The organism is Chryseobacterium turcicum (assembly GCF_021010565.1).
In the GTDB taxonomy this organism is placed as follows: Bacteria; Bacteroidota; Bacteroidia; order Flavobacteriales; family Weeksellaceae; genus Chryseobacterium; species Chryseobacterium turcicum.
The window spans coordinates 1,048,569-1,070,291 of record NZ_JAJNAY010000001.1; the positions used below are offsets into that span (position 1 = coordinate 1,048,569).

The 21,723-nt window shown below is 32.2% G+C and carries 22 protein-coding genes; 18 read left to right on the forward strand and 4 right to left on the reverse strand.

The window, feature by feature from the left end:
• Window positions 1-190 precede the first annotated feature (190 nt).
• Both der and upp read left to right on the forward strand, forming a co-directional pair.
• Window positions 191-1,501: a ribosome biogenesis GTPase Der gene (gene der / locus LO744_RS04860; RefSeq protein ID WP_230667449.1), complete on the forward strand. Its 1,311-nt coding sequence runs from the start codon at window positions 191-193 to the stop codon at window positions 1,499-1,501.
• An 86-nt stretch (window positions 1,502-1,587) separates the two neighbouring features.
• The gene (gene upp / locus LO744_RS04865; RefSeq protein WP_230667450.1) at window positions 1,588-2,238 is read left to right on the forward strand and encodes a uracil phosphoribosyltransferase; all 651 of its coding nucleotides are present in this window, start codon (window positions 1,588-1,590) and stop codon (window positions 2,236-2,238) included.
• A gap of 92 nt (window positions 2,239-2,330) precedes the next feature.
• Here the strand turns inward: upp and LO744_RS04870 are convergent, their stop codons facing one another.
• A complete protein-coding gene (locus tag LO744_RS04870; protein WP_230667451.1) occupies window positions 2,331-2,984 on the reverse strand; it encodes a ComF family protein in 654 nt (217 codons plus the stop codon).
• 249 nt (window positions 2,985-3,233) lie between these two features.
• The gene (locus tag LO744_RS04875) at window positions 3,234-4,706 is read right to left on the reverse strand and encodes a helix-turn-helix domain-containing protein (protein ID WP_230667452.1); all 1,473 of its coding nucleotides are present in this window, start codon (window positions 4,704-4,706) and stop codon (window positions 3,234-3,236) included.
• 126 nt (window positions 4,707-4,832) lie between these two features.
• Between LO744_RS04875 and aceB the strand changes: the two genes are divergently transcribed.
• The 8 genes from aceB (at window position 4,833) to LO744_RS04915 (ending at window position 12,389) form a co-directional block, all read left to right on the forward strand.
• Window positions 4,833-6,407: a malate synthase A gene (gene aceB, locus LO744_RS04880; protein ID WP_230667453.1), complete on the forward strand. Its 1,575-nt coding sequence runs from the start codon at window positions 4,833-4,835 to the stop codon at window positions 6,405-6,407.
• Between the two features lie 230 nt (window positions 6,408-6,637).
• Window positions 6,638-7,918, forward strand: a complete 1,281-nt coding sequence (aceA, locus tag LO744_RS04885) for an isocitrate lyase (RefSeq protein WP_230667454.1) — start codon at window positions 6,638-6,640, stop codon at window positions 7,916-7,918.
• Between the two features lie 287 nt (window positions 7,919-8,205).
• Window positions 8,206-8,589: an acyl-CoA thioesterase gene (locus tag LO744_RS04890; protein ID WP_230667455.1), complete on the forward strand. Its 384-nt coding sequence runs from the start codon at window positions 8,206-8,208 to the stop codon at window positions 8,587-8,589.
• Window positions 8,590-8,632: 43 nt separating this feature from the next.
• Entirely contained in the window at window positions 8,633-9,307 is a 675-nt protein-coding gene (locus LO744_RS04895) for a Yip1 family protein (RefSeq protein ID WP_230667456.1), read from the forward strand.
• Window positions 9,308-9,351: 44 nt separating this feature from the next.
• Window positions 9,352-9,795 (forward strand): 6-pyruvoyl trahydropterin synthase family protein, encoded by a 444-nt coding sequence (locus tag LO744_RS04900; protein ID WP_230667457.1) that lies wholly within the window; start codon window positions 9,352-9,354, stop codon window positions 9,793-9,795.
• 29 nt (window positions 9,796-9,824) lie between these two features.
• Complete coding sequence (locus tag LO744_RS04905; protein ID WP_230667459.1) at window positions 9,825-10,601, forward strand: UDP-2,3-diacylglucosamine diphosphatase; 777 nt, start codon at window positions 9,825-9,827, stop codon at window positions 10,599-10,601.
• 196 nt (window positions 10,602-10,797) lie between these two features.
• Window positions 10,798-11,778, forward strand: a complete 981-nt coding sequence (locus LO744_RS04910; RefSeq protein WP_230667461.1) for a LuxE/PaaK family acyltransferase — start codon at window positions 10,798-10,800, stop codon at window positions 11,776-11,778.
• 65 nt (window positions 11,779-11,843) lie between these two features.
• Window positions 11,844-12,389, forward strand: coding sequence for a hypothetical protein (locus tag LO744_RS04915; protein ID WP_230667463.1), 546 nt, complete (start codon window positions 11,844-11,846; stop codon window positions 12,387-12,389).
• Window positions 12,390-12,437: 48 nt separating this feature from the next.
• Here LO744_RS04915 and aqpZ read toward each other — a convergent pair whose 3' ends face one another.
• Window positions 12,438-13,151: an aquaporin Z gene (gene aqpZ, locus LO744_RS04920; protein WP_230667466.1), complete on the reverse strand. Its 714-nt coding sequence runs from the start codon at window positions 13,149-13,151 to the stop codon at window positions 12,438-12,440.
• A gap of 237 nt (window positions 13,152-13,388) precedes the next feature.
• Here aqpZ and LO744_RS04925 point away from each other — a divergent pair, with 237 nt between their 5' ends.
• The 6 genes from LO744_RS04925 (at window position 13,389) to LO744_RS04950 (ending at window position 17,831) form a co-directional block, all read left to right on the forward strand.
• The gene (locus LO744_RS04925) at window positions 13,389-14,006 is read left to right on the forward strand and encodes a DUF5715 family protein (protein WP_230667468.1); all 618 of its coding nucleotides are present in this window, start codon (window positions 13,389-13,391) and stop codon (window positions 14,004-14,006) included.
• A gap of 81 nt (window positions 14,007-14,087) precedes the next feature.
• The gene (locus tag LO744_RS04930) at window positions 14,088-14,831 is read left to right on the forward strand and encodes a hypothetical protein (RefSeq protein ID WP_230667470.1); all 744 of its coding nucleotides are present in this window, start codon (window positions 14,088-14,090) and stop codon (window positions 14,829-14,831) included.
• 9 nt (window positions 14,832-14,840) lie between these two features.
• A complete protein-coding gene (locus tag LO744_RS04935; protein ID WP_230667471.1) occupies window positions 14,841-15,464 on the forward strand; it encodes a hypothetical protein in 624 nt (207 codons plus the stop codon).
• A complete protein-coding gene (locus LO744_RS04940) occupies window positions 15,425-16,213 on the forward strand; it encodes a sensor histidine kinase (protein ID WP_230667473.1) in 789 nt (262 codons plus the stop codon). The genes LO744_RS04935 and LO744_RS04940 overlap by 40 nt, the downstream gene beginning before the upstream one ends.
• Window positions 16,210-16,881 (forward strand): response regulator transcription factor, encoded by a 672-nt coding sequence (locus tag LO744_RS04945; RefSeq protein ID WP_230667475.1) that lies wholly within the window; start codon window positions 16,210-16,212, stop codon window positions 16,879-16,881. Before LO744_RS04940 ends, LO744_RS04945 begins: the two co-directional genes overlap by 4 nt.
• A gap of 299 nt (window positions 16,882-17,180) precedes the next feature.
• Complete coding sequence (locus LO744_RS04950) at window positions 17,181-17,831, forward strand: hypothetical protein (RefSeq protein ID WP_230667477.1); 651 nt, start codon at window positions 17,181-17,183, stop codon at window positions 17,829-17,831.
• A 226-nt stretch (window positions 17,832-18,057) separates the two neighbouring features.
• On the opposite strand, the gene LO744_RS04955 is transcribed toward LO744_RS04950, so the two are convergent.
• Window positions 18,058-18,657: a hypothetical protein gene (locus LO744_RS04955; protein ID WP_230667479.1), complete on the reverse strand. Its 600-nt coding sequence runs from the start codon at window positions 18,655-18,657 to the stop codon at window positions 18,058-18,060.
• Between the two features lie 431 nt (window positions 18,658-19,088).
• Here LO744_RS04955 and LO744_RS04960 point away from each other — a divergent pair, with 431 nt between their 5' ends.
• Together LO744_RS04960 and LO744_RS04965 are read left to right on the forward strand one after the other, a co-directional pair.
• Window positions 19,089-21,011 (forward strand): ABC-F family ATP-binding cassette domain-containing protein, encoded by a 1,923-nt coding sequence (locus LO744_RS04960; protein ID WP_230667481.1) that lies wholly within the window; start codon window positions 19,089-19,091, stop codon window positions 21,009-21,011.
• Window positions 21,012-21,215: 204 nt separating this feature from the next.
• Complete coding sequence (locus LO744_RS04965) at window positions 21,216-21,569, forward strand: hypothetical protein (protein ID WP_230667482.1); 354 nt, start codon at window positions 21,216-21,218, stop codon at window positions 21,567-21,569.
• The last annotated feature ends 154 nt before the right edge of the window (window positions 21,570-21,723 follow it).

A 21,723-nucleotide genomic window follows, 5' to 3' on the forward strand; every position in this document is an offset into this window, starting at 1 on the left:
AATGCCTAAAAGATTAAAAATAAGAAAAAAATATTAAGTATGGGTTTGCGAATGAGGTAATTATATTAATGATTTTTAAAATACTAAATAATAAAGCCTTACCTTTGCAAAAAATTGAGCTCCAAAAGTTGGAGTAACTCATTGATAATCTTATCCTATCGCTTTGTCGAAGGATTATTAAACATTTTTTATGTCAAATATTGTTGCTATTGTTGGGCGTCCCAACGTAGGAAAATCCACGTTATTTAATCGTTTATTAGAAAGAAGAGAGGCTATTGTAGACTCTACTTCAGGGGTAACCAGAGACCGTCATTACGGAAAATCTGACTGGAATGGTGTAGATTTTACTGTAATCGATACAGGAGGTTATGATGTAAATAACGATGACGTTTTTCAGGGTGAAATTTCTAAGCAGGTGCAGTTGGCAATTGATGAAGCTACATCAATTATCTTTATGCTGAATGTAGAAGAAGGTCTTACCGATACAGATCATGAGATTCATGAGATGTTGAGAAGATCAAATAAACCTACTTATATTGTTATTAATAAAGTAGACTCTGCAAAAGAGGAAATTGATGCTACAGAATTTTACCAGTTAGGAATCGATAAATATTATACTATTTCTTCTGCAACCGGATCAGGAACAGGAGAAATATTAGATGATATCGTAAGAGATTTCCCAACTACAGATTATAAAGATCCTTTTGAAGGGTTGCCAAAAATCACCATTGCAGGTCGTCCAAACGTAGGGAAATCTACGATGACTAATGCGTTGCTTGATACGGAAAGAAATATTGTAACTGATGTTGCAGGAACGACGAGAGACAGTATTCAGACGTTGTATAATAAATTCGGACACGAGTTTGTGTTGGTAGATACAGCGGGTATGCGTCGTAAATCTAAAGTAAACGAAGATTTAGAATTCTATTCTGTAATGAGATCTATTCGTTCAATCGAATATTCTGATGTAGTTATCATCATGGTTGATGCTACTCAAGGATGGGAATCTCAGGACATGAATATTTTCGGTTTGGCTCAGAAAAACAGAAAAGGTATTGTAATTGTAATCAATAAATGGGATTTGGTGGAAGATAAGCATACCAATACAATTAGAGATTTCGAAAAATCAATCAGAGATAAAATCGGGCAGTTCAGTGATATTCCAATTTTGTTTGTTTCGGCATTAACGAAGCAGAGAATTTTGAAAGCTGTAGAAATGGCAATGACTGTTTACGAAGACCGTAAGAAGAAAATTAAAACGTCTAAGTTAAACGAAATTATGCTACCGATTTTCGAATCAACTCCACCGCCGGCAAACAAAGGAAAGTATATCAAAATCAAATATTGTGTGCAGCTTCCAACGCCGTCACCACAGTTTGTGTTTTTCTGTAATTTACCGCAATACGTAAAAGAACCATACAAAAGATTTACTGAAAATCAATTGAGAAAACAATTCGGATTTACCGGAGTTCCAATTGAAGTATATTTCAGACAGAAATAAATTAATTTGAGAATTTGGAAATGGGTTAATTTGAAAATTAATTTCATTATCTCATTTTCAAATTCACAAATTTTCAAATTCAAATCATGACAGTAATACTTTCACAACAATTTTCTTTAGTTAATACCTGGATCAACGAACTTCGAAATGTAGAAATTCAGCATGACCGAATGAGATTCCGTAGAAATATGGAAAGAATCGGTGAAATCGCAGCATTTGAAATCAGCAAAAGTTTAGAGCAGGTAGAAGTTGAAATTCAGACACCTTTAGATAAGATTACAGTAAAAGAAATTGCTGTTCAACCCGTAATTACTACAATTTTGAGAGCAGGAGTTCCTTTATTTGAAGGGATTTTAAATTATTTAGACAAAGCAGATTGTGGTTTTGTAGCTGCATATAGAAAACACGATGCCAACGATTATTTTTCAATCAAACAAGATTATTTAACCTGTCCTAGTATCGATGGAAGACCTTTAATCGTTGCAGATCCTATGTTGGCAACCGGAGCTTCTTTAATTGAAGCAATCAAAGATTTGCTGACTAATGGTACGCCAACTCAACTTCACATCGTTGCAGCAATTGCCTCAAGACAAGGAGTAGAAACTATTGAAAAAGCTTATCCCGATGCAAAAATATGGGTCGGAGCAATTGATGAAGATTTAACTTCCAAAGGGTATATTACGCCAGGTTTAGGTGATGCCGGAGATTTAAGTTATGGAGAAAAACTTCAGAGATAAGTTTTTATCGAGAGTTACATTTAACAAAAATATATATAAGAATCCGTCTCAGGTGTGAGATGGATTTTTTTTTCTTTTTTTTGAAGTTAAATTTACTCATCCATTGCCATCACCAAAATATTTACCTTATTATTTCCGGTTTTCAAAATTTCCCAGGCAATAGAAGAAAGTGTGTTCCCGGTAGTGAAAACATCATCAATCAATAAAATGTTTTTCCCTGAAATATTTTTGGTGATAGAAAACGTGTTTTCGATTTCTAAACGATGTTGTCTGTTTTTCAAAGCTTGCGCTTTTGAATAATAGTTTCTTTTAATTAAATCATGACTAAAAGGAATTTCGTAAAACTTCGATAATATTTCCGTAAATAAATGAAGCTGATTATAGCCTCTTTCCTTTAGTTTCTTCGGATGTAATGGGACTGAAACTAATAAATCAGGCTTTTCATTTTTAAAATCTAGTCGTTCCGTCGTCCATTCTGCTAAAATCTTTCCAACTTTTTCTCGACTTTTATATTTTAATTCGTGAATAATTTTTCGGCTTAAATTTTCCTTTTCAAACTGCATTAATGCAAAAGCATTTTCAATAGGAAAGAGAAGTTTACATTTCTCCAGAATATAATTGTTCTCGAAAAAGTTGAAATGGGTAAAGTGAATTTGCTCAAAACAAACATTACAGACAAGCAAGTCGCCGTCAATAATTCGGTTGCAGTGAATGCAGCGATTGGGAAAGAAAATATCTAAAATCATTTGTGTGTTTTATGAAACTAAGATAGTGATTTTGGCTGGAAGATGTAGGCTTGAAGTTGGATGTTTTATATGAAGTTTGACTGAATGCTCTTAATTTAAATAAACAAAGTTTATTTTTCAAAAATGTAGAGGTGCTTTATCGAGTAATAAACTATCAAATAGTTGATATTAAATTTTTGCGAAAATTTATTAAGTTTAAAAATATTCTCAATATATTAAGCTTCCATCATCCAGCTTCAAACTCCCAGCCTAAAAATCTTTGCGAATTTTCTCAATTGCATTTTTCATGCTCGAATTAAAATATTCTTTTTCCAGACGAATCGGTGGCGACTGTCTCACTTCGCAGTCGGCAATACTGCAAGATTCACAAGTTACACCAACATTGACGGTTTTTAATGTCTCAGATTTAATAAAATTGATTTTCTTGATGGTCTGCGAATTCAGTAAAATTCCCAAGCAATAGCTTCTGTTGCTTCCATCAGAGAACGGGTTTTTCTGCGAGGTTGAAATAACCAAATAACTTACACCTTGGTCTTTGTAATGAGAAATTTGTGCATCGGTCAAAGTCTCGTTTTCAGTTAAATCGTGCAGGTTTTTAATCGCAATCCATCTTCTGCAATAATGTTCGTTCGTTGCATTGGCGTGAGGAGCTTGTTGATGATTAAGATGTAATTCCTTTAAAATATGTATTTTATCTGAATTTTTCTTTTTTACCAAACACAAATAAAACAAATCTTTAATTCCTAGTTCTGAAGAAAGTACATTGGTTAATCGATAGTAAAAAGTTTCAGGTGAATGGGTGAAATTCTCAATTAAACTTTCGAAGTTCTTTGGCTTCCAATCATTTTGAAGGAAAAATTCAGAAGTTTTTTCAATCGTTTTCTGTTTTGAAATTAATAAAGCTCCGGCAAAATAAGAAGCATAAAAATTATTTAAAATTTCTTCAAAGCTTCCAAAATCAAGCCATGAATAAGTGTTTGGACGATTTTTTAATTCTAAAACATTAAAAGCTATTTCTTTTGAAAGTATAAAAGTCTTTTGATCTTTTTCTAATTTTTGATTTAAAAGCAACAATTTTTTTTCAGGAATAAATAGTGAACGGAGATTATCCAACGTTCCATATTGTTCGAAATCTTCTGATTGAATTTTATAATTAAATTTTTCAGCTAAAATATTTTCTAAAATATCAGGCTGTAGATTTTTGCCAATTTCTAATTGGTTTTTGTCTGCAAATTGCAAAGCTTTGTCTTCAATCTCAGGGAAATAATTATCATACAATTCCTGAAAAGATCGCAGAACAGCGAAGTAAAATCGTTCTTTTCCCAGATTGTAATTCTGTGAAATTTCAATCAAAGCGTTGATAAAAGCAGTCACTTTTTTGGGAGCATCGCTGATGATACTGATGAGATTGTTCTTGTTGATTCCGAAAAGATCCAAAGGAATTTCTTTAAAAAAATCAGACTGTAAAATTTCGTTAAAAGGAGCTAAACTTTTATCCAGTTTTGTAGAAACCAAATCATCAAATGTGCAATTCAGAGATTCTGAAAGCTGAATGATTTTATCATGTTTCGGATATTTTTTTCCGTTTTCAATTTCGTTGAGGTAAGATTTAGATAAACCAGTTTTCAACGCAAGAGCCTGCAAAGACCAATTTTTCCGTTGTCTTTGCTGTTTTAGTTTTAGTCCGAAAACTGTTTTGATAAAATCACTGTCCGAATTCATAATTCAAATATAAGATTTAGAAGCGATTTTTCGCATAATAATTTTTAAAATAAATTTAGCGAACGTTCGCTGTGTGTGAAAATTTTTATTTAGGTTTGTAATGTCGAATCACAAAATCAACACGTTATGGAAACTAAAACTCAATTAAAAATAAATGCACAGCAACAATTTGAAGAAATTTTCACCAATGATTTGGTAGATTTTCTGGTTGAGCTTCATCAGAATTTTAATCCTAAAAGATTAGAACTTTTAGAAGAAAGAAAAAAAACGCAACAGGAGTTTAATCAAGGAATTCTTCCAAGATTTTTATCTGAAACAGAAAAAATCAGAACTGGAAATTGGGTTTGCGCACCACTTCCTGAAGATTTGCTCGACAGAAGAGTAGAAATTACCGGACCTGTTGATAGGAAAATGATTATCAATGCTTTGAATTCTGGTGCTTCAACCTTTATGGCAGATTTTGAAGACAGTAATTCTCCAACTTGGAAAAATTGTATGGAAGGGCAAATCAATTTGTCAGATGCAATCAGTCGACAAATTGATTTTACAAATGAACAAGGAAAATCATATCGATTAAATGAGAAGATTGCTGTTTTGTTGGTTCGTCCGAGAGGTTTGCATTTGAATGAAAAGCATATTGAAATTAATGATGAGCAGGCTTCAGCTTCATTAATTGATTTTGGAATTTATTTTTTCAGAAACATAAAAAAGTTGATGGAAAACGGTAGTGTAACCTATTTTTATCTTCCAAAATTAGAGCATTACAAAGAAGCCCGTTGGTGGAATGAAGTTTTTGTTTTTGCTCAAAATTATCTTGAAATTCCAGAAGGAACAATCAAAGCAACTGTTTTAATTGAAACAATTACGGCTTCTTTTCAGATTGATGAAATTTTATTTGAATTAAAAAAGCACAGCTCCGGTTTGAATTGCGGACGATGGGATTATATTTTTTCGTTCATTAAAAAATTCAGAAATCTTCCTGAATTTATCGTTCCAGATAGAGATCAGGTAACGATGATTTCACCTTTTATGAATGCGTATTCAAAAAGGGTAATTGAAATTTGCCACAAAAGAAATGTTCACGCAATTGGTGGTATGGCGGCACAAATTCCTATTAAAAATGATTATGAAGCGAATAGCGTAGCCTTCGGAAAAGTAAGAGCTGATAAAGAAAGAGAAGTGAAAAATGGTCACGATGGAACTTGGGTGGCACATCCTGCTTTAGTTTCTGTAGCGAAAGATATTTTTGATCAATTTATGCCAGAAAAAAATCAAATCGATAAAAAGTTTTATTATAAAATTACCGAAAAAGATTTACTGGAAATTCCAAAAGGTGAAATTACTGAAAAGGGTGTCCGTAAAAATATCAACGTTGGGATTCTCTATATTGAATCATGGCTAATGGGAACGGGAGCTGCAGCTATTTACAATTTGATGGAAGATGCAGCGACTGCAGAAATTTCTAGAACCCAAATTTGGCAATGGCTGAAAAATGATGCTGTTCTCAATGATGAGCGAACATTGACAAGAGAAATGATTCTTCAATGGGAATTTGAAGAATTAGAAAGAATCGAAAAATATATCGGAGCAGATCGTTTCAAAAACGGAAAATTCAGTTTGGCAAAAGAACTTTTTAACGAACTCATTTTTTGTGAGAATTTTGAAGAATTTTTAACCTTAAAAGCATATCCTTTTATTTAAATGGGAGCTGGAGGTTTTCCGTTACTTCAAGTAGATTTTTGAAAAAAATCATATCGAGAAGTTGTTGAGCATAGGACAAATTTTGTTTGAACTTCACTGGTTCTCGATACATTTTTCTCCGCTTTGCTACGAAAAACACTAGAACTGACGAAGCGACTCTAAAACCCCAAATTTTGCAACTCGAATCCCGAACCCCGCAACTCAAAACAAAATTTTAAAATCCAAATATTATGAAAACAAAACAAGATCAAATTCAGGAAATAGAAAAAGACTGGTTGGGAAATCCACGTTGGAAAGGTGTGAAAAGACCTTATACAGCAGAAGATGTTTTAAAACTTCGTGGTTCTTACCAATTAGAGTACACGATTGCGACCGAAATGTCAAAGAAATTTTGGAATAAACTAAATTCTCAAGATTTCGTTGCAGGATTAGGAGCTTTAACCGGCAATCAGGCAGTACAGGAAGTTGATGCGGGATTGGAAGCGATTTATCTTTCAGGATGGCAGGTTGCGGCCGATGCCAATTTGTCTGGTGAAATGTATCCTGATCAGTCTTTGTATCCTGCGAATTCAGTGCCTTCTGTGGTGAAAAAAATAAATAATGCTTTGTTGAGAGCCGATCAAATACAATCGGTAAACGGAGGTGGAGAGAAAGAATATTTGGTTCCGATTATTGCAGATGCAGAAGCAGGTTTTGGTGGAAATCTGAATGCTTATGAATTAATGAAGCAGATGATAGAAGCTGGAGCGGCGGCGGTTCATTTTGAAGATCAGCTGTCTTCCGCAAAAAAATGTGGTCATTTAGGAGGAAAAGTTTTGGTTCCAACTCAGGAAGCGATTAATAAGTTGATTTCGGCTCGTTTGGCAGCGGATGTTTTAGGTGTTCCGAGCTTAATTATCGCAAGAACAGATGCTGATGCTGCAGATTTGTTGACTTCAGATATTGATGACAGGGATAAGAAATTTGTGACAGGGGAGAGAACTTCCGAAGGTTTTTATGTCGTGAAAAATGGAGTAGAGCAAGGAATTGACAGAGGCTTGTCTTATGCTCCTTATGCAGATTTAATTTGGATGGAAACTTCAAATCCTGATTTGGAACAGGCAAAACAATTTGCAGAAGGAATTCATGCGAAGTTTCCGGGAAAAATGCTTGCTTATAATTGTTCGCCGTCTTTCAACTGGGCAGCAAGACTTTCGGTAGATGAGATGCTGAATTTCAGAGAAGAATTGGCAAAAATGGGTTATAAATTTCAATTTATCACATTGGCTGGTTTCCATGCATTGAATACGGCAATGTTTGAACTGGCTTTAGCATATAAAGAAAAAGGAATGGCAGGTTATTCTGAACTGCAGGAAAGAGAGTTTGCTTTGCAACAAAAAGGTTTCAGGGCAGTGAAACATCAATCTTTTGTTGGAACAGGATATTTTGATGAGATTCAGAATATTGTTACAGGAGGTTCTTCGGCGACTGTTGCGATGAAAGATTCTACGGAAACAGCGCAGTTTCATTAAAATAATTTGTTGGAAAACGCTAAGAAGCAAAGATTAATGAAATTTATAATGTTTTAAGGCGCAAGAAAATCAAAGATTTTCAATATTAAAAGTCGTAAATTTTATCAAAGATAAAATCTTTGCGCCTTAAAAACATATAATTTGTAAATTTCCTAGCGCCTTTGCCTTTTTCTAACAGAAAAAAATATTAAAAAGATCATTTTAACTCAATTTAATTGTTAAGAACCTTCTCAATTTTGGGAAGGTTCTGCTTTTATGTTTTATTTTTGAGTAAATATTTGAAGAAGATGAGTTTGATTTTTGAAAAGCAGATAAAGATTACAGAGCAACATATTGATGTAAACAATCACGTAAACAATGTGCAGTATGTAAAGTGGGTAGAAGAAATTGCTGGTGAACATTGGGATTCCGTAAAAAATCAATTAGGTTTTCCAAATGACATCTGGATGCTTCTCGATCATCATATTCAATATAAAAAGCAGGTTTATTTGGGAGATGTAATTACGGTGAAAACCTATCCTAAATCTCCTGAGGGAATTCGACAACCAAGAAAAGTAGAGTTTTATTGCAATGATATTTTGGTGGTAGATTCGCTTACGCTTTGGGTTTTTATTGATAAAGAAACACAGAAAATTAAAAGACTAGATGAGAATTGGCTTAATTTGCTTTGATTTTTAATAAAAATATTTATTTTCGTGGTTCAAAAAAAACTACATGGAAACGAAAAACACAGAAGATCAATTTGCAGAGTTTGAAAAATACGAAGCACTTTCTGATCAGGATATTTTTACAAAAATCTGGACAGAGCCAAGAAGGATTTTTAGATTTATCAATGATACCCGATACGATAAATATTTGTACTTACTTATGTTTCTTGCGGGTGTAGCGAGTGCTTTTCAGCGCTCCAGCTCTAAAAATATGGGTGATCATTCATCATTGTTTTTAATTGTTTTCGGATGCGTTATTCTTGGCGGCGCTTTGGGATGGATTTCTTATTACATTTATGCAGCACTTTTAAGTTGGTCGGGAAAATGGCTGAATGGCGTTGGAGATACATCTTCAATTTTTAGAATGATGGCTTATGCAGTGATTCCTTCAATTTTAGGTTTGTTTTTTCTGTTTTTGCAGATCGCAGTTTACGGTGTTGATTATTTTACAGATTTTGCAGGATATTTAGAAAAAAGTGTACTCATAAACGTTATTTTCTGGATTTCATTCGTCATAGAAAATCTATTATCACTTGCAACTTTGGTTTTTATGGTAATTGGGCTTTCTGAAGTGCAGAAAATTTCGATAGGAAAAGCAATTATCAATCTTCTTTTACCAATTGCAATCATTGTTGTACCAATACTTATTATAGTTTTAATAGCATTTCTAGTTAAAGTCTAAGTTAGGGTTTTCTTTTGCAAAATGAATTTCCCTATCTTTGTCCTATGATACGTATTACAAAAATTTTTACATTCGAAACGGCCCATGTTTTATATAACTATGACGGGAAATGTAAAAATATGCACGGGCATTCTTATAAACTTTTCGTTACGGTAAAAGGAAAACCTGTTAATGATCTTGAAAATCCTAAAAATGGAATGGTGGTAGACTTTGGCGATATTAAAGATATTGTAAAGTCTGAAATTGTTGATGTTTGGGATCATTCTGTTTTGATTAATGGAGTTTCTCCACATAGAGAATTGGGTGAAAGTTTAGAAAATCAGGGTCATAAAGTGATTTACTGTACTTTTCAGCCAACTTGTGAAAATATGTTGTACGCCATTGCCGCAAAAGTAAAATCAAAACTTCCTGAAGGAATTTCTTTAGCCTATCTTAAACTTCACGAAACCGAAAACTCTTACGGAGAATGGTTCGCAGAAGATAATTAATATTTTTACTGAAAATTAAAATACAAAAGGTGCTTAAAACAACCATTAATTTAGAGCCAGGGAAAAAAGTATACTTTGCTTCAGATCAGCATTTTGGTGCTCCAAATCCTAAAGAGAGCAAAATACGTGAAGAAAAATTTATCCGATGGATGAATGAAATCAAAGAAGATGCTCAGGTTTTATTTTTGATGGGCGATTTGTTTGATTTTTGGCATGAATGGAATCATGTGATTCCGAAAGGCTACGTGCGTGTTCTCGGAAAAATTGCCGAATTGAAAGATCATGGCGTTCAGGTTTATTTTTTTGTAGGAAACCACGATTTGTGGATGAAAGATTATCTGGAAGAAGAGATTGGCTGCACTGTTTTTTACAAGAAACAATATTTTGAAATCGCCGGAAAGCAGTTTCTTTTAGCGCATGGTGACGGATTAGGTCCTGGAGACAAAGGATATAAAAGAATGAAAAAAGTCTTTACAAATCCTATTGCACAATGGTTTTTCAAATGGTTGCATCCCGATATTGCCATGAAAATCGCTTTGTACATGTCTCAGAAAAATAAAATGATTTCGGGAGATGAAGACAAGGCATTTTTGGGAGAAGACAAAGAGTTTTTAATTATCTATTCTAAAAAGAAGTTGGAAACCGAAAAAATAGACTACTTTATTTATGGTCATCGACATTTGCCGATGGTTTTAGATTTAGGGAAAAATTCTAAATACATCAATCTGGGAGACTGGATTTCCTATTTTACATACGGAGTTTTCGAACACGATTTTGAATTGAAAACTTTTGAGAAAAAGGAATAAAAAAAATTACCCCATAAATGAGGTAATTCTTGTAAAAAGATTTTACAATCTTTATTACTAATCCATATTCCGAGAATGAAGTTACAAAAACTTGACCAAATTTTTAATTTTAATATTAAAAAATAATTAAAAGTTATATTTGTTATAATAAATGCTTCGTTTTGAGCTAATAACAAGTTTTAAAATATTTATATCATTGGAAAATATATTCGACATAAAGACAGAAGATGACTTTTTGGCTGCATCACTCAAGACATTTCGTTATCAATATGACAACATCGAAGTGTATAGAAAATTTGTTGATTATCTGAAAATAGATCCGAAAGAAGTTTGTAGTTTAGATAATATTCCGTTTTTGCCTATCGAAATGTTTAAAAATCATCAGATTTTAAATAAAAATATTTCAACCGATTTGTTTTTTCAGAGCTCAGGAACAACGCAGATGAATTTGTCTAAACATTTCATTGCTGATGAGAATATTTATCAAGAAAGTATTTACAAAAGTTTTGAGCAGTTTATAGGAAAGCCTGAAGACTTTATTTTCTTAGGATTGCTACCGAGTTATCTTGAAAAACAAAATTCATCTTTAATCTACATGGTCGATTATTTGATGAAAAAGTCTGGAAGACCTGAAAATGGATATTTTCTTTACAATCATGAAGATTTATTTAAACTTTTAAATGAGTTGAAAGATAAAAAAGTTATTCTCTTTGGAGTTTCTTTTGCGCTTTTAGATTTTCTGGATTTCTTCAACGCAAACTCTCAAACCCTCCAATTCTCTGACTCTCTGACTGTCATAGAAACAGGCGGAATGAAAGGCAGAAAAGAGGAAATGACAAAAGATGAATTATTGAAGATTTTACAGTCAGGTTTTAAAACCGATAAAATTTATTCAGAATATTCAATGACCGAATTACTTTCGCAGGCATATTCTTTAGGACAAAACGAGTATAAATCTCCAAATTGGATGCGGATTTTAATAAGAAATGTAGAAGATCCTTTCAGTTATGAAAAAGAAGGTAAAACCGGAGCGATTAATATTATTGATTTAGCAAATATTCATTCATGTTCATTTATTGCTACTCAGGATTTAGGGAAGATTGTTGGAGATAAATTCCAGGTTTTAGGAAGGATTGATCATTCTGATATTCGAGGATGTAGCTTGTTGGTGAGTTGATTGGTTTGGAGAGTTTTAGAATGGGAGAATTTTAGAGTTTAATAAGTCGTTTCTTAAAAATACTAATGTTAAAAATAGAAGAACTTATTCATGCATACATTCATTCTCAATGTGATTTTGAGAAAGAAATTGTGCTGACTAACCATTTTCAAGCAGATTGGGAAGCTGATATTTTAATTATAGATTCTGAAGGTTTCAGTCATGAAATAGAAATTAAACTTTCTAAAAGTGATTTTAAAAGTGATTTTAAAAAATCTTATGTTAATACTTCAACAGGTGAGAAGTTTCTGAAACACGATAAAATTTGCTGTGGTGATTATATCTGTAATTCTTTCAGTTTTTTGTTACCGATGGGAATGATTGAGCATTCTGAAATTCCTGAACATTGCGGGATTATTGAGTTTTATCACAATGTAGATTCTTGGGAAACAGAATTTTATTTAATAAGAAAGCCTAAAAAAGTACACGAAGATTCTTATTGGAAATTGGCAGATAAAGATTTGTTCATAAGAAAAATGGCACTTAATCTTCTGTATAAAAAAATGGAAGTGAAAGGAAAACATGAAGAACTCATCTTTAAAAATCCTTTTGAAATAAAGAAAACAAAATAAAAATTCCTGCCTAAAAAGACAGGAATTCATTTTTATATAAAGCATTAATTATTTTACTTCGGGTTTTTCTATCAACAGATTGTACGTCAATGCTGCAAAAATTCCACCTAAAATAGGAGCTGTAATAAATAGCCATAGCTGAGAAAGAGCTTCGCCGCCTGCAAAAATTGCAGGGCCAATACTTCTTGCTGGGTTTACTGAAACTCCGGTTATTTTAATGCCAACAATATGAATTAAAACCAGAGAGAAGCCAATTGCTAAGCCTGCAAAACCACCATTGATGTTTTTTGTAGAAGTTGATCCCAAAATAACCATCAAAAAGATGAAGGTGAAAATGAATTCAGCCACAAACGCGGCAACAGTATTGTATTGATCGAGGTATCCTGTTCCCCAGCCGTTAGATCCCAAAGCCCATGGTTTTATTTCTGCGCCCGGATGGTTGGTGAAAATTAGATAAAGAATGCCGGCTCCGATAATGGCTCCGATAATCTGTGCAATAACGTAGCGAACGGCTTCGTCCATCTTCATTCTTCCTGCTGCAACCATGGCAATAGAAATCGCAGGATTGATATGGCATCCTGAAATGTGACCAATAGCGTAAGCCATTGCAACTACACTCAGACCAAATGCGAAAGAAATTCCTAAAAGTCCTACTCCTGTAGTTCCGTCTGCGCCTGCAATTACGGCGCTTCCACAGCCAATTAAAACTAAGACCATAGTGCCGAACATTTCGGCTACGAATTTTGAGGTTTTTGAAATCATCTCTTATTGTATTTTTTAATTAGAAAGCTAATTTACAAAAATTAATAATTCAACATTTATTTATTTTTAATATTTATTTTACTATAATTGTGGTTTTATTTTTAAAAATAATTATTATAATTAACTGTTTTTAAGTAAAAGTTTTTAAAAGTAAATTATTATGTTTTTGCTTTAAATTAATACCTTTGAACGTAAGAAAATCAATATTTATTCGTTTTACAGTTTAAATGGTATTTAATGAGGAAATATCTTTTTATAATCACTTTATTTGTTTATCATAGTTTTTGTGGGCAACAATCTAAAAAAGCATTGCCTTGCTATGATCTTGCAGAAGTTTTAAAAGTGGAAGCAACGCCACTTTATAAATCACATTTGGATGCTTCGAAAAGTTTTAATGTAAAAATTCTGAAAACAACAAGTACCGTTCAAAAATATATCAACAGCGGAAAATTTCATTCCATCAAAAAGTCTGGAAAAGGCTATAAGGTTCAAAAATTAGATTACAGCAGAGCCTGGATGGTTTCTAAAGGGAAATCGACTTTAGAAAAAATGGGCGCGAGGTTTAGTAAAGAAACCAAAGGTCATACTTTTACTGTTTCATCAATTACAAGAACGTTAGAGGATCAATGCCGATTGAGAAAGGTAAATTCTAATGCGAGTTTAGGAATCAGTTCACACAATTACGGTAATTCTTTTGATATTTCTTATGTAAGATTTAATGGTGTTTTAAAGAATAATCCAAAAATGGAGGCTGCTTTAGAAAAGGTGTTGAAATATTATGCCGATGCAGGGCAAATTTATTATATTAAAGAAAAGCAACAGAGCTGTTTTCATGTGACTGTGAGAAATTATTAAATAATTATTATTTATTCATGGGATGTTTGTGTAGTTTATGGATTATCAATAATTTTATGCACCGAATTAAAAACTATTTTTATGAATAATTTAAACAGAGAAGAATATTCCATGGCCGTAGAAGGCTGGATTATGGCAAAGCAAGACATTCAACGAGTTGCAGAGCTTTTTCCTCCCAATTACGTATTCAATTTATCACCTGAGCAAGTGCAATGGCTTAAGAAAAATAACTCTAACAAAGAATTTTGTGTAGAAATAGGAGTTGTTAAAGATCAATTGTCAATAATTTTATGCCCATTAAACGAAAAAGGGACTAAAGTTGAAGTTGGTGAAGCTCCTTATTCTTCTTTTGAAGCTTTAGACCGTGACTTGAAATTAACCGAAATTCAAACGTATACAATTGTTAAAAATGCATTGCTATCAAAAGATATGCGCAAAATTGATAATGATGCTGATATGTTTTTTCCCATTACCAGCCAACCTGTAATGGAGCAGGATAAAGCGGTAGATTCTATCGAATCATGGCAGAGTAACGGGCAAGACTGGTTTTATGCCCAATACAAACAAGATAAAGGGAGAGGTATTTTTAATAAGTTTTATGTGCCTTCAGATAAAATTTGTCATGCAGATGAAGGGCTTAGTTTTGTTTGTTCTTTTGGATTGAAATATTCAGAAATTTATCAAAAACAATTACCTGCATTAATCTTTATTTCTTTTCATAACTATTTAGGTAACGGAAGTGCACAAACCATCTCAAATACTTATGACTATGCAAAGCCATGTCCTCCAATCTGTAAAATACCAGATCTTGGGACAGATGATTAATTACTAAAAATGGTAGAATTTTACAAAACATTTTTATTTATAAATTATGGGCTGCTTTCAGTCCTCATTTTCCTGATATTTTGGAAATATACCATTCTTAATAAAATAGAAAAGCAATATACATATTATATTGTTTTTCTGTTTTTAATAGAATTGTGCAGTTTTGTATTGCCTTATCTATTAGAATTAAAAGATACCTCTTTTTTATATCATTTCTTTATCGCAGGTGAATTTTTACTTTTAACGGGGATTTTTATAAGAAAGCTGAATCTAAATAAACTATTCTTAATTTTTTCGGCACTTTTGTCGATTGGGTTTTTGTTTGTGATTTATGGCTTAAAGATTAGTTTTAATTATGATTTGGCGAAAATAGTTTCCAATCTGATTATTATATGTCTTGTTGCCGTATTTTTGATTCAGCAAATTAAAAACGGGAAAAATATTGATCGATTTATTTTGGTAGATGCAAGTATCTTTTTTTATTATTCAGTTTCTGTTCTTATTTTTGTAGTCTTATCACAATTCGTTAATCTGTCTACAGAAAGTGTTTACTTAATAATGGGCGTCAATAATGTTTTGTCAACTTTTCTTTATTGTTCAATCTTATATACCTTTTTAAAATTAAAGAAGTAACCTTAAATATCAATCTGCTTATTCTGATAATTGTAACGCTTGCAATTATCGTGTTTTTTATATTGGTGGCGTACAAAACTTTTGTAGACCGTATTATAAAAGAAAAAGAAGTGCAGAGTTTAGCAGAAATTCAGCATCAAAAAAAGCTGATTTTAGAAAGTACCAAGGTACAGGAAGAAGAGCGTAAAAGAATTGCTATATCCGTGCATGATGATATTGGTAACAGATTAAACATCCTTTCTTTATGGCTTAATAACCTTGATATTGAAGATGAATCTACTTCTAATGTAATTTCAGGTCAGATCTCAGAATTAATTGACAGTACAAGAAATATCTCACATTCACTTTATCCTGTCAACTTAGAAAAATTAGGTTTGATTTTGTATATCGAAGAACTTATTACCAATTTGTCGGCAAGAATCAATATTTCACTTTTTGTTTCTTCAAAATATATACAAAAAGATCTCTTTACAGAAGTTCAGATTTACAGGATTATACAGGAGTTTACCACCAATGTGATTAAGCATTCAAATGCCGATAAAATAGACATCGTCATCAAAGATTTTAATGATTTTACAGGAATTATTATCTTTGATAATGGGCAAGGATTTGATTATGAAAAGGTTAAAAAAGGGATGGGAATCAAGAATATAGAATCAAGACTACAGTCGATGGATGCCCAATTCAAATGGAAAAGTATTATAAATAAAGGAAGTCGATTAATATTTAAAATTCAGAAAAAACAATGAGTGAGCAAATAAAAATTGCCTTGGTTGATGACGAGCAGTTAATACTTGAAGGAGTAAAAATGCTGTTGTCAAAAGAAAAAAACTTTTCGGTAACCATGATGGCCAATGCGGGAAACGTTTTTCTTGAGAATCTTGAGAAATGTACAGAAAAAGACTTCCCAGATATTGCTCTGGTTGACGTTCAGATGCACCCAATGAATGGTTTTGAATTGGTAGAAATTTTAAAAGATAAATATCCAGATTTAAAAATTATTATTCTTTCATCCCATTACAAAACATCGGTTTTAGGGTATATGGTTAAATTGGGAGTTGCTGCATTTCTTCCGAAAAATTCAGATAAAAAACTGTTTATAGAAGCTATATTTAAAGTATCTGAAAACGGTATTTTCTTTACCAATGAAGATCATGAGATGCTTCTTTCTTATATGAATAATAGTTCCAAGAAAAAATCACTCTTTAGTATGGATGATGATCTGTCTGAGAGAGAAAAAGACGTTGTGAAGCTAATCTGCCAGGAATGCACCAATAATGAAATTGCAGAAAAACTTTTTATCAGCCCAAGAACGGTAGAAAGCCATCGACAAAGAGCCATCGAAAAAATAGGCGCTAAAAATACGGTGGGAATTGTAATTTATGCCATTGTAAACAATATTTATTCTCCAGCTTAAAAATGCGAAGTCCGTATAAATACGGATTTTTTTATTTACGTGTTTTTACGGAATGAATTTATTTTTTTATGACGTTATTTTGTTATGTTCATTGAGAAGTGCTTTGTAAATCTTGGGAATGAATAATAAAACCGGCTGAATTTCTTAAATAAATTCTAGGCAAATGTTTTTAAAAATTTAGCAGGGAGCTGTCATTTGAGACCGCTCTTTTTTTTATTTCCTTGTCATTCATTTCTTTTTATTATTTTTCTGAAATAAAATTGATACTATCGTCGTAATTTTAACACATATTTTAAAGAATGAAGATATACAGATTTTATGTGAGTTCAGAGAATGGTTTTCAAGCAGTTACTGACTTACCTCCTCGAGAGTTATTAGAAAGAAATTTATATACTGAATATCCATTTAACAATATTGATAGTATTAGATTGGATATGGATGAAGGTACCGAGATGGCAGATGTATTAAAAGTAGGTACAACAATGCTACATGGTTTTCCAATACGGAATAAATTTTATGATATTTTAAAAAATTTCAATTTATTTAAAATTCAATTTGTTGACATCATTGACCGAGATTTAAAGGATTATAAGTTTATGTTTTTCAATAGTGATTTAACCTATGATTTTGATTATCAAAAAAGTGATTTTATTTTAATTGAAGATATCCTGGGTAATATAACTGAACTTGATGAAAAAATAGATCCAAGCAGAGATACTGTAGTAAGGGCTTATGATGATTTTTGTATTGAAGATATATTCAATAGAGTAGTACCTCGAAATGGTTATCATTTTTTACCCGACTTTAATATCTGGGAGCATGATGTTTTTAGAATCGGTCATTTTGATATGTCTTTTTATGTTTCAGAAAAAGTGAAAAATGCATTAGAAAGTAATAATATTACAGGTGTAGAGTTTATAGAGGAGTCTCTTTTTAATGTAGAACAATAGATGCTTTTTTGGGTTAAGCACTATAGAATCTTTTCTTAGAGAATGTTTAAATTTAAATGAAAATAATTTATCTCGCAGATTTTGCTGATTAAGCAGATTGATTCCTCTGTTTTTAATCTGCTAAATCTGTGAAATCTGCGAGAACTATATAAAAAATGATTTAAAAAAATCAAAAACTAATCATACAGAATTTAAATTAATAAAACTTAAACAGGCTCTAAATATATCACCTTAATTTTACATATTTTCCTTTTAGAGAATTCTCTGCCACATACTTTAGTGGCTCATCGTTTGAGTGCATACATTCTTCCAAAAAAGGCTTGACATTTTTGGCGTTCCATCCGGCACATGCGGCTGCAAGTCCATAACGAGGATCTGTTAGTCCCTTCTCCCTATTTTTGCCAAAATCTTTACAAAGATCAATAATTTGCTCTTGTTCCGTAATCGATGGGGTCATTTTATCATACCCTAAAACTTCTAGAGCTCCTTCAGACATAGAATATATATTTTGCATTATTAAATCTAAAATTACAGTAACATCATTATTGTTTTCTCTTTCAAGCCTACAATAAGCCATTACAGCAGTTCGTAAAAAGAATCCTTTATCTATATAGTTTTCTTTGATATATACTTTTGCGTCCTTGTTATCACCCAATTCCCCAATTGCCCTGATGAGTTCCATCTCTGTTTCATTATGCTTTTTCAAGTACTCCAATTTTAAAGCATCTAACAAAACCGATTTATACTCAAAAAGGCATTTCTTTCGTATTTCTATAGCCGCTTTTCTTCTCTTGACAGTTGATGTTCCTAATAAATCTTCAATCATTATAAATCTTTAATTTTCCAGTTATTAAATTTTTCTTTTTTAAAAGTCCTTTTGTTTCATGGTAAAGATAAAATTTCTTTAAGTGAACTTGTTGTGCTTAGTAATTTGTTTTGATGGCAAAACCTGCGCATTCGAATAACGATATTTGTTCCTTGCAGACAACTCTCAGCCTCATTCATATTTGTGGGAACATCTTTTTATGATTAAAAAAGCTTGATGTTCTTTCGATAATTCAAAAATAGAAGTTTTTTCCAGCATATTTATAATTCCTTGAAAATTTTCCACTAATTTTCCCAAACAGAAATAGTGAATCATAATCCGTTATTAAAAATTATCCAATAATTATTCTTTTGAGAAGATTCATTTCTTTTCCGTATTTTTGCACCCGAAAAAGATTCATATTCATTATTCACTTTTAATATTCATTTCAAATGCTTTCTGTTCAAGGTTTAGGATTACATCATTCAGGTAATTATTTATTTCAAAACGTAAATTTCACCATCAAAAAGGATGATAAAATTGGGTTGGTTGGTAAAAATGGAGCGGGGAAATCTACGCTTCTTAAGATGCTTTCCGGCGAAATTACTTTCTATGAAGGAAATGTAGTTCCTGAAGGAAGTATTACCATAGGTTTTCTAAAACAAGATCTTGATTTTGTGAAAGGTAGAACCGTTTGGAACGAAACAATGCAGGCTTTTGAGCAGATTAATGCTTGGAAAGAAGAATTAGAAGAAATTAATCATCAATTGACCGTAAGAACCGATTACGAAAGTGATTCTTATACCGATTTGATTAATAGAATGACTGATCTGAATGATCTTTTGATGCATCATGATGCATATAACTTAGAAGGTGATATCGAAAAAGTATTATTTGGATTAGGTTTTAAAGCAGATGATTTCCAAAAAATTACCGACGAATTTTCTGGAGGTTGGAGAATGAGAATCGAACTGGCAAAACTATTACTTCAGAAAAATGATTTAATGCTTCTCGATGAGCCTACCAATCACTTGGATATGGAATCTATCATTTGGCTTGAAAACTTCTTGAAAGATTATCCTGGAGGAATTCTTCTCGTAAGTCACGATAAACAGTTTATGACTGCCGTTTGTAACCGTACTTTTGATGTAAACAACAGAAAAGTAGACGATTATAAAGCCAATTATACTAAATATTTAATCATGCGCGAAGACCGTCGTGAAAAACTGATTCAGGCTAAAAAGAATCAGGATGCGGAAATCAAGCAGATGGAAGATAACATCAACAAGTTCCGTGCGAGTGCAACAAAAGCTTCTTTTGCACAGTCTTTGATTAAAAAATTAGATAAAATTGAGCGTATTGAAGTGGATAACGACGATGTTTCAAAATTCAATATCCGTTTTGTACAGTCTGTAGTTCCCGGAAAAGTTATTTTTGAAGCCGAAAAATTAGGTAAAGCCTACGGAAATAAACAGATTTTTGATGATGTAGATTTTATCGTTCAGAGAGGTGACAGAATTTCACTTTTAGGACAAAACGGACAAGGGAAAACGACGTTAGCCAAAATTCTTGCCGGTGATATCAAAGAATTTTCAGGAAACTGGAATTTAGGACACAATGTTAATATCGGATATTTTGCTCAAAATCAGGAGGAAGTTCTAACGCCAAATAAAACCGTGCAGGAAGAAGCCGAAGATGCTGCAACTGAAGAAACGAGACCGAGAGTACGTGATTTGTTAGGATCTTTCCTTTTCCAGGGTGAAGCCGTAAATAAAAAGACAAAAGTGCTTTCAGGAGGAGAAAGAAACCGTTTAGCGCTATGTAAATTGCTTTTACGTCCGTTCAATGTTTTGATTATGGATGAGCCTACCAATCACTTAGATATTCAGTCTAAAGAGATTATCAAATTGGCTTTACAGAGGTTTGAAGGTACACTAATTGTAATTTCTCACGATAGAGAATTTTTACAAGGGTTAAGTGATAAAATCTACGAATTCCGTGATGGTAAAATGAAAGAATTCTTAGGCGACATCAACGAATATCTTGATTTCAGACAAAAAGAATCAATCAGAGAAATTTCTGCTGAAAAAGCTAAACTTCACAGTGATGAGCCTAAAGTTGAGGTTAAAAAAGTTGAAGAAAAACCTGCTGTTAGCCAATCAATAATTGTAAGTAAAGAACAGAAAAGTATTCAGAATAAATTAAAAAAAGTAGAAGAAAAAATTTCTGAACTGGAAACAGCAATCGAAACTTTTGAAGCTACGTTCACCAAAGAAAACCCTTCTGAAGAAACATTAGAAAAATACAATAAAACCAAAGAAGAGCTCGACCTTGCTCTGCAGGAATGGGAACATTTGGGAGCTCAGTTAGATTAATTTTTTTTTTAATATAAACAATGAAAGATGAGCTTTGGTTCATCTTTTTTTGTGAAGTATGGTTTGATACTTATCTGTGTAGAAAATAAAATTGTCGCCAAATAATGCATTTTATAAGAAGGTTATCTTTTAAAAATTTCTATTCTAACACAAAAATTAACATTTAAACAAAACGCTTTCATTTATTTTTTATAATTTTGCCCAATGATTTTTAAGGAAAGTCGACAATTAAAGAATTTTATCTCAAAGCTGATGCTTGGGATTTACTTCTTTGCGCTCTTTTCTTCAAGCTTTCACAGTCATGAGTCTACAGATTTTAAGCATTTTAACCTTAAAAAAATAGAAAACTCTATTTCTAAAACTGAGGCTAAAGAAAAAGCAGGCGACTGTCTGGCTTGTCACTTTTTAGCAACAGCAAACACGCTCGTACCAGACGAATTTAGTTTTATGGTGATTAAGCATACCCATGAGGTAGAGCAGGTTTTTGCTGTACAGGAAAAAATCTGGTCACAAACTAAATTTTCTTTTCAACTTCGGGGCCCGCCCGCAATTTCATAATCAATAGATTCTTTTTCGGATTTTTTTGCTTTAAATTTTTCAAAATTTGAATAATTTTAAATGCATGGTGTATTTTAATTAAACTAGCTCTGTTTTTAACCATGAAGGTAAATTTAGGAGTTGAGTTTCATTAACAAAAAGCATATGCATTTTA

What these genes read in the sequence shown, in the direction of transcription:
- der (WP_230667449.1), top strand. Translation starts at nt 191, where the DNA reads ATGTCAAATATTGTTGCTATTGTTGGGCGTCCCAACGTAGGAAAATCC.
- upp (WP_230667450.1), top strand. Translation starts at nt 1,588, where the DNA reads ATGACAGTAATACTTTCACAACAATTTTCTTTAGTTAATACCTGGATC.
- LO744_RS04870 (WP_230667451.1), bottom strand. Translation starts at nt 2,984, where the DNA reads ATGATTTTAGATATTTTCTTTCCCAATCGCTGCATTCACTGCAACCGA.
- LO744_RS04875 (WP_230667452.1), bottom strand. Translation starts at nt 4,706, where the DNA reads ATGAATTCGGACAGTGATTTTATCAAAACAGTTTTCGGACTAAAACTA.
- aceB (WP_230667453.1), top strand. Translation starts at nt 4,833, where the DNA reads ATGGAAACTAAAACTCAATTAAAAATAAATGCACAGCAACAATTTGAA.
- aceA (WP_230667454.1), top strand. Translation starts at nt 6,638, where the DNA reads ATGAAAACAAAACAAGATCAAATTCAGGAAATAGAAAAAGACTGGTTG.
- LO744_RS04890 (WP_230667455.1), top strand. Translation starts at nt 8,206, where the DNA reads ATGAGTTTGATTTTTGAAAAGCAGATAAAGATTACAGAGCAACATATT.
- LO744_RS04895 (WP_230667456.1), top strand. Translation starts at nt 8,633, where the DNA reads ATGGAAACGAAAAACACAGAAGATCAATTTGCAGAGTTTGAAAAATAC.
- LO744_RS04900 (WP_230667457.1), top strand. Translation starts at nt 9,352, where the DNA reads ATGATACGTATTACAAAAATTTTTACATTCGAAACGGCCCATGTTTTA.
- LO744_RS04915 (WP_230667463.1), top strand. Translation starts at nt 11,844, where the DNA reads ATGTTAAAAATAGAAGAACTTATTCATGCATACATTCATTCTCAATGT.
- aqpZ (WP_230667466.1), bottom strand. Translation starts at nt 13,151, where the DNA reads ATGATTTCAAAAACCTCAAAATTCGTAGCCGAAATGTTCGGCACTATG.
- LO744_RS04925 (WP_230667468.1), top strand. Translation starts at nt 13,389, where the DNA reads ATGAGGAAATATCTTTTTATAATCACTTTATTTGTTTATCATAGTTTT.
- LO744_RS04930 (WP_230667470.1), top strand. Translation starts at nt 14,088, where the DNA reads ATGAATAATTTAAACAGAGAAGAATATTCCATGGCCGTAGAAGGCTGG.
- LO744_RS04935 (WP_230667471.1), top strand. Translation starts at nt 14,841, where the DNA reads ATGGTAGAATTTTACAAAACATTTTTATTTATAAATTATGGGCTGCTT.
- LO744_RS04945 (WP_230667475.1), top strand. Translation starts at nt 16,210, where the DNA reads ATGAGTGAGCAAATAAAAATTGCCTTGGTTGATGACGAGCAGTTAATA.
- LO744_RS04950 (WP_230667477.1), top strand. Translation starts at nt 17,181, where the DNA reads ATGAAGATATACAGATTTTATGTGAGTTCAGAGAATGGTTTTCAAGCA.
- LO744_RS04955 (WP_230667479.1), bottom strand. Translation starts at nt 18,657, where the DNA reads ATGATTGAAGATTTATTAGGAACATCAACTGTCAAGAGAAGAAAAGCG.
- LO744_RS04960 (WP_230667481.1), top strand. Translation starts at nt 19,089, where the DNA reads ATGCTTTCTGTTCAAGGTTTAGGATTACATCATTCAGGTAATTATTTA.
- LO744_RS04965 (WP_230667482.1), top strand. Translation starts at nt 21,216, where the DNA reads ATGATTTTTAAGGAAAGTCGACAATTAAAGAATTTTATCTCAAAGCTG.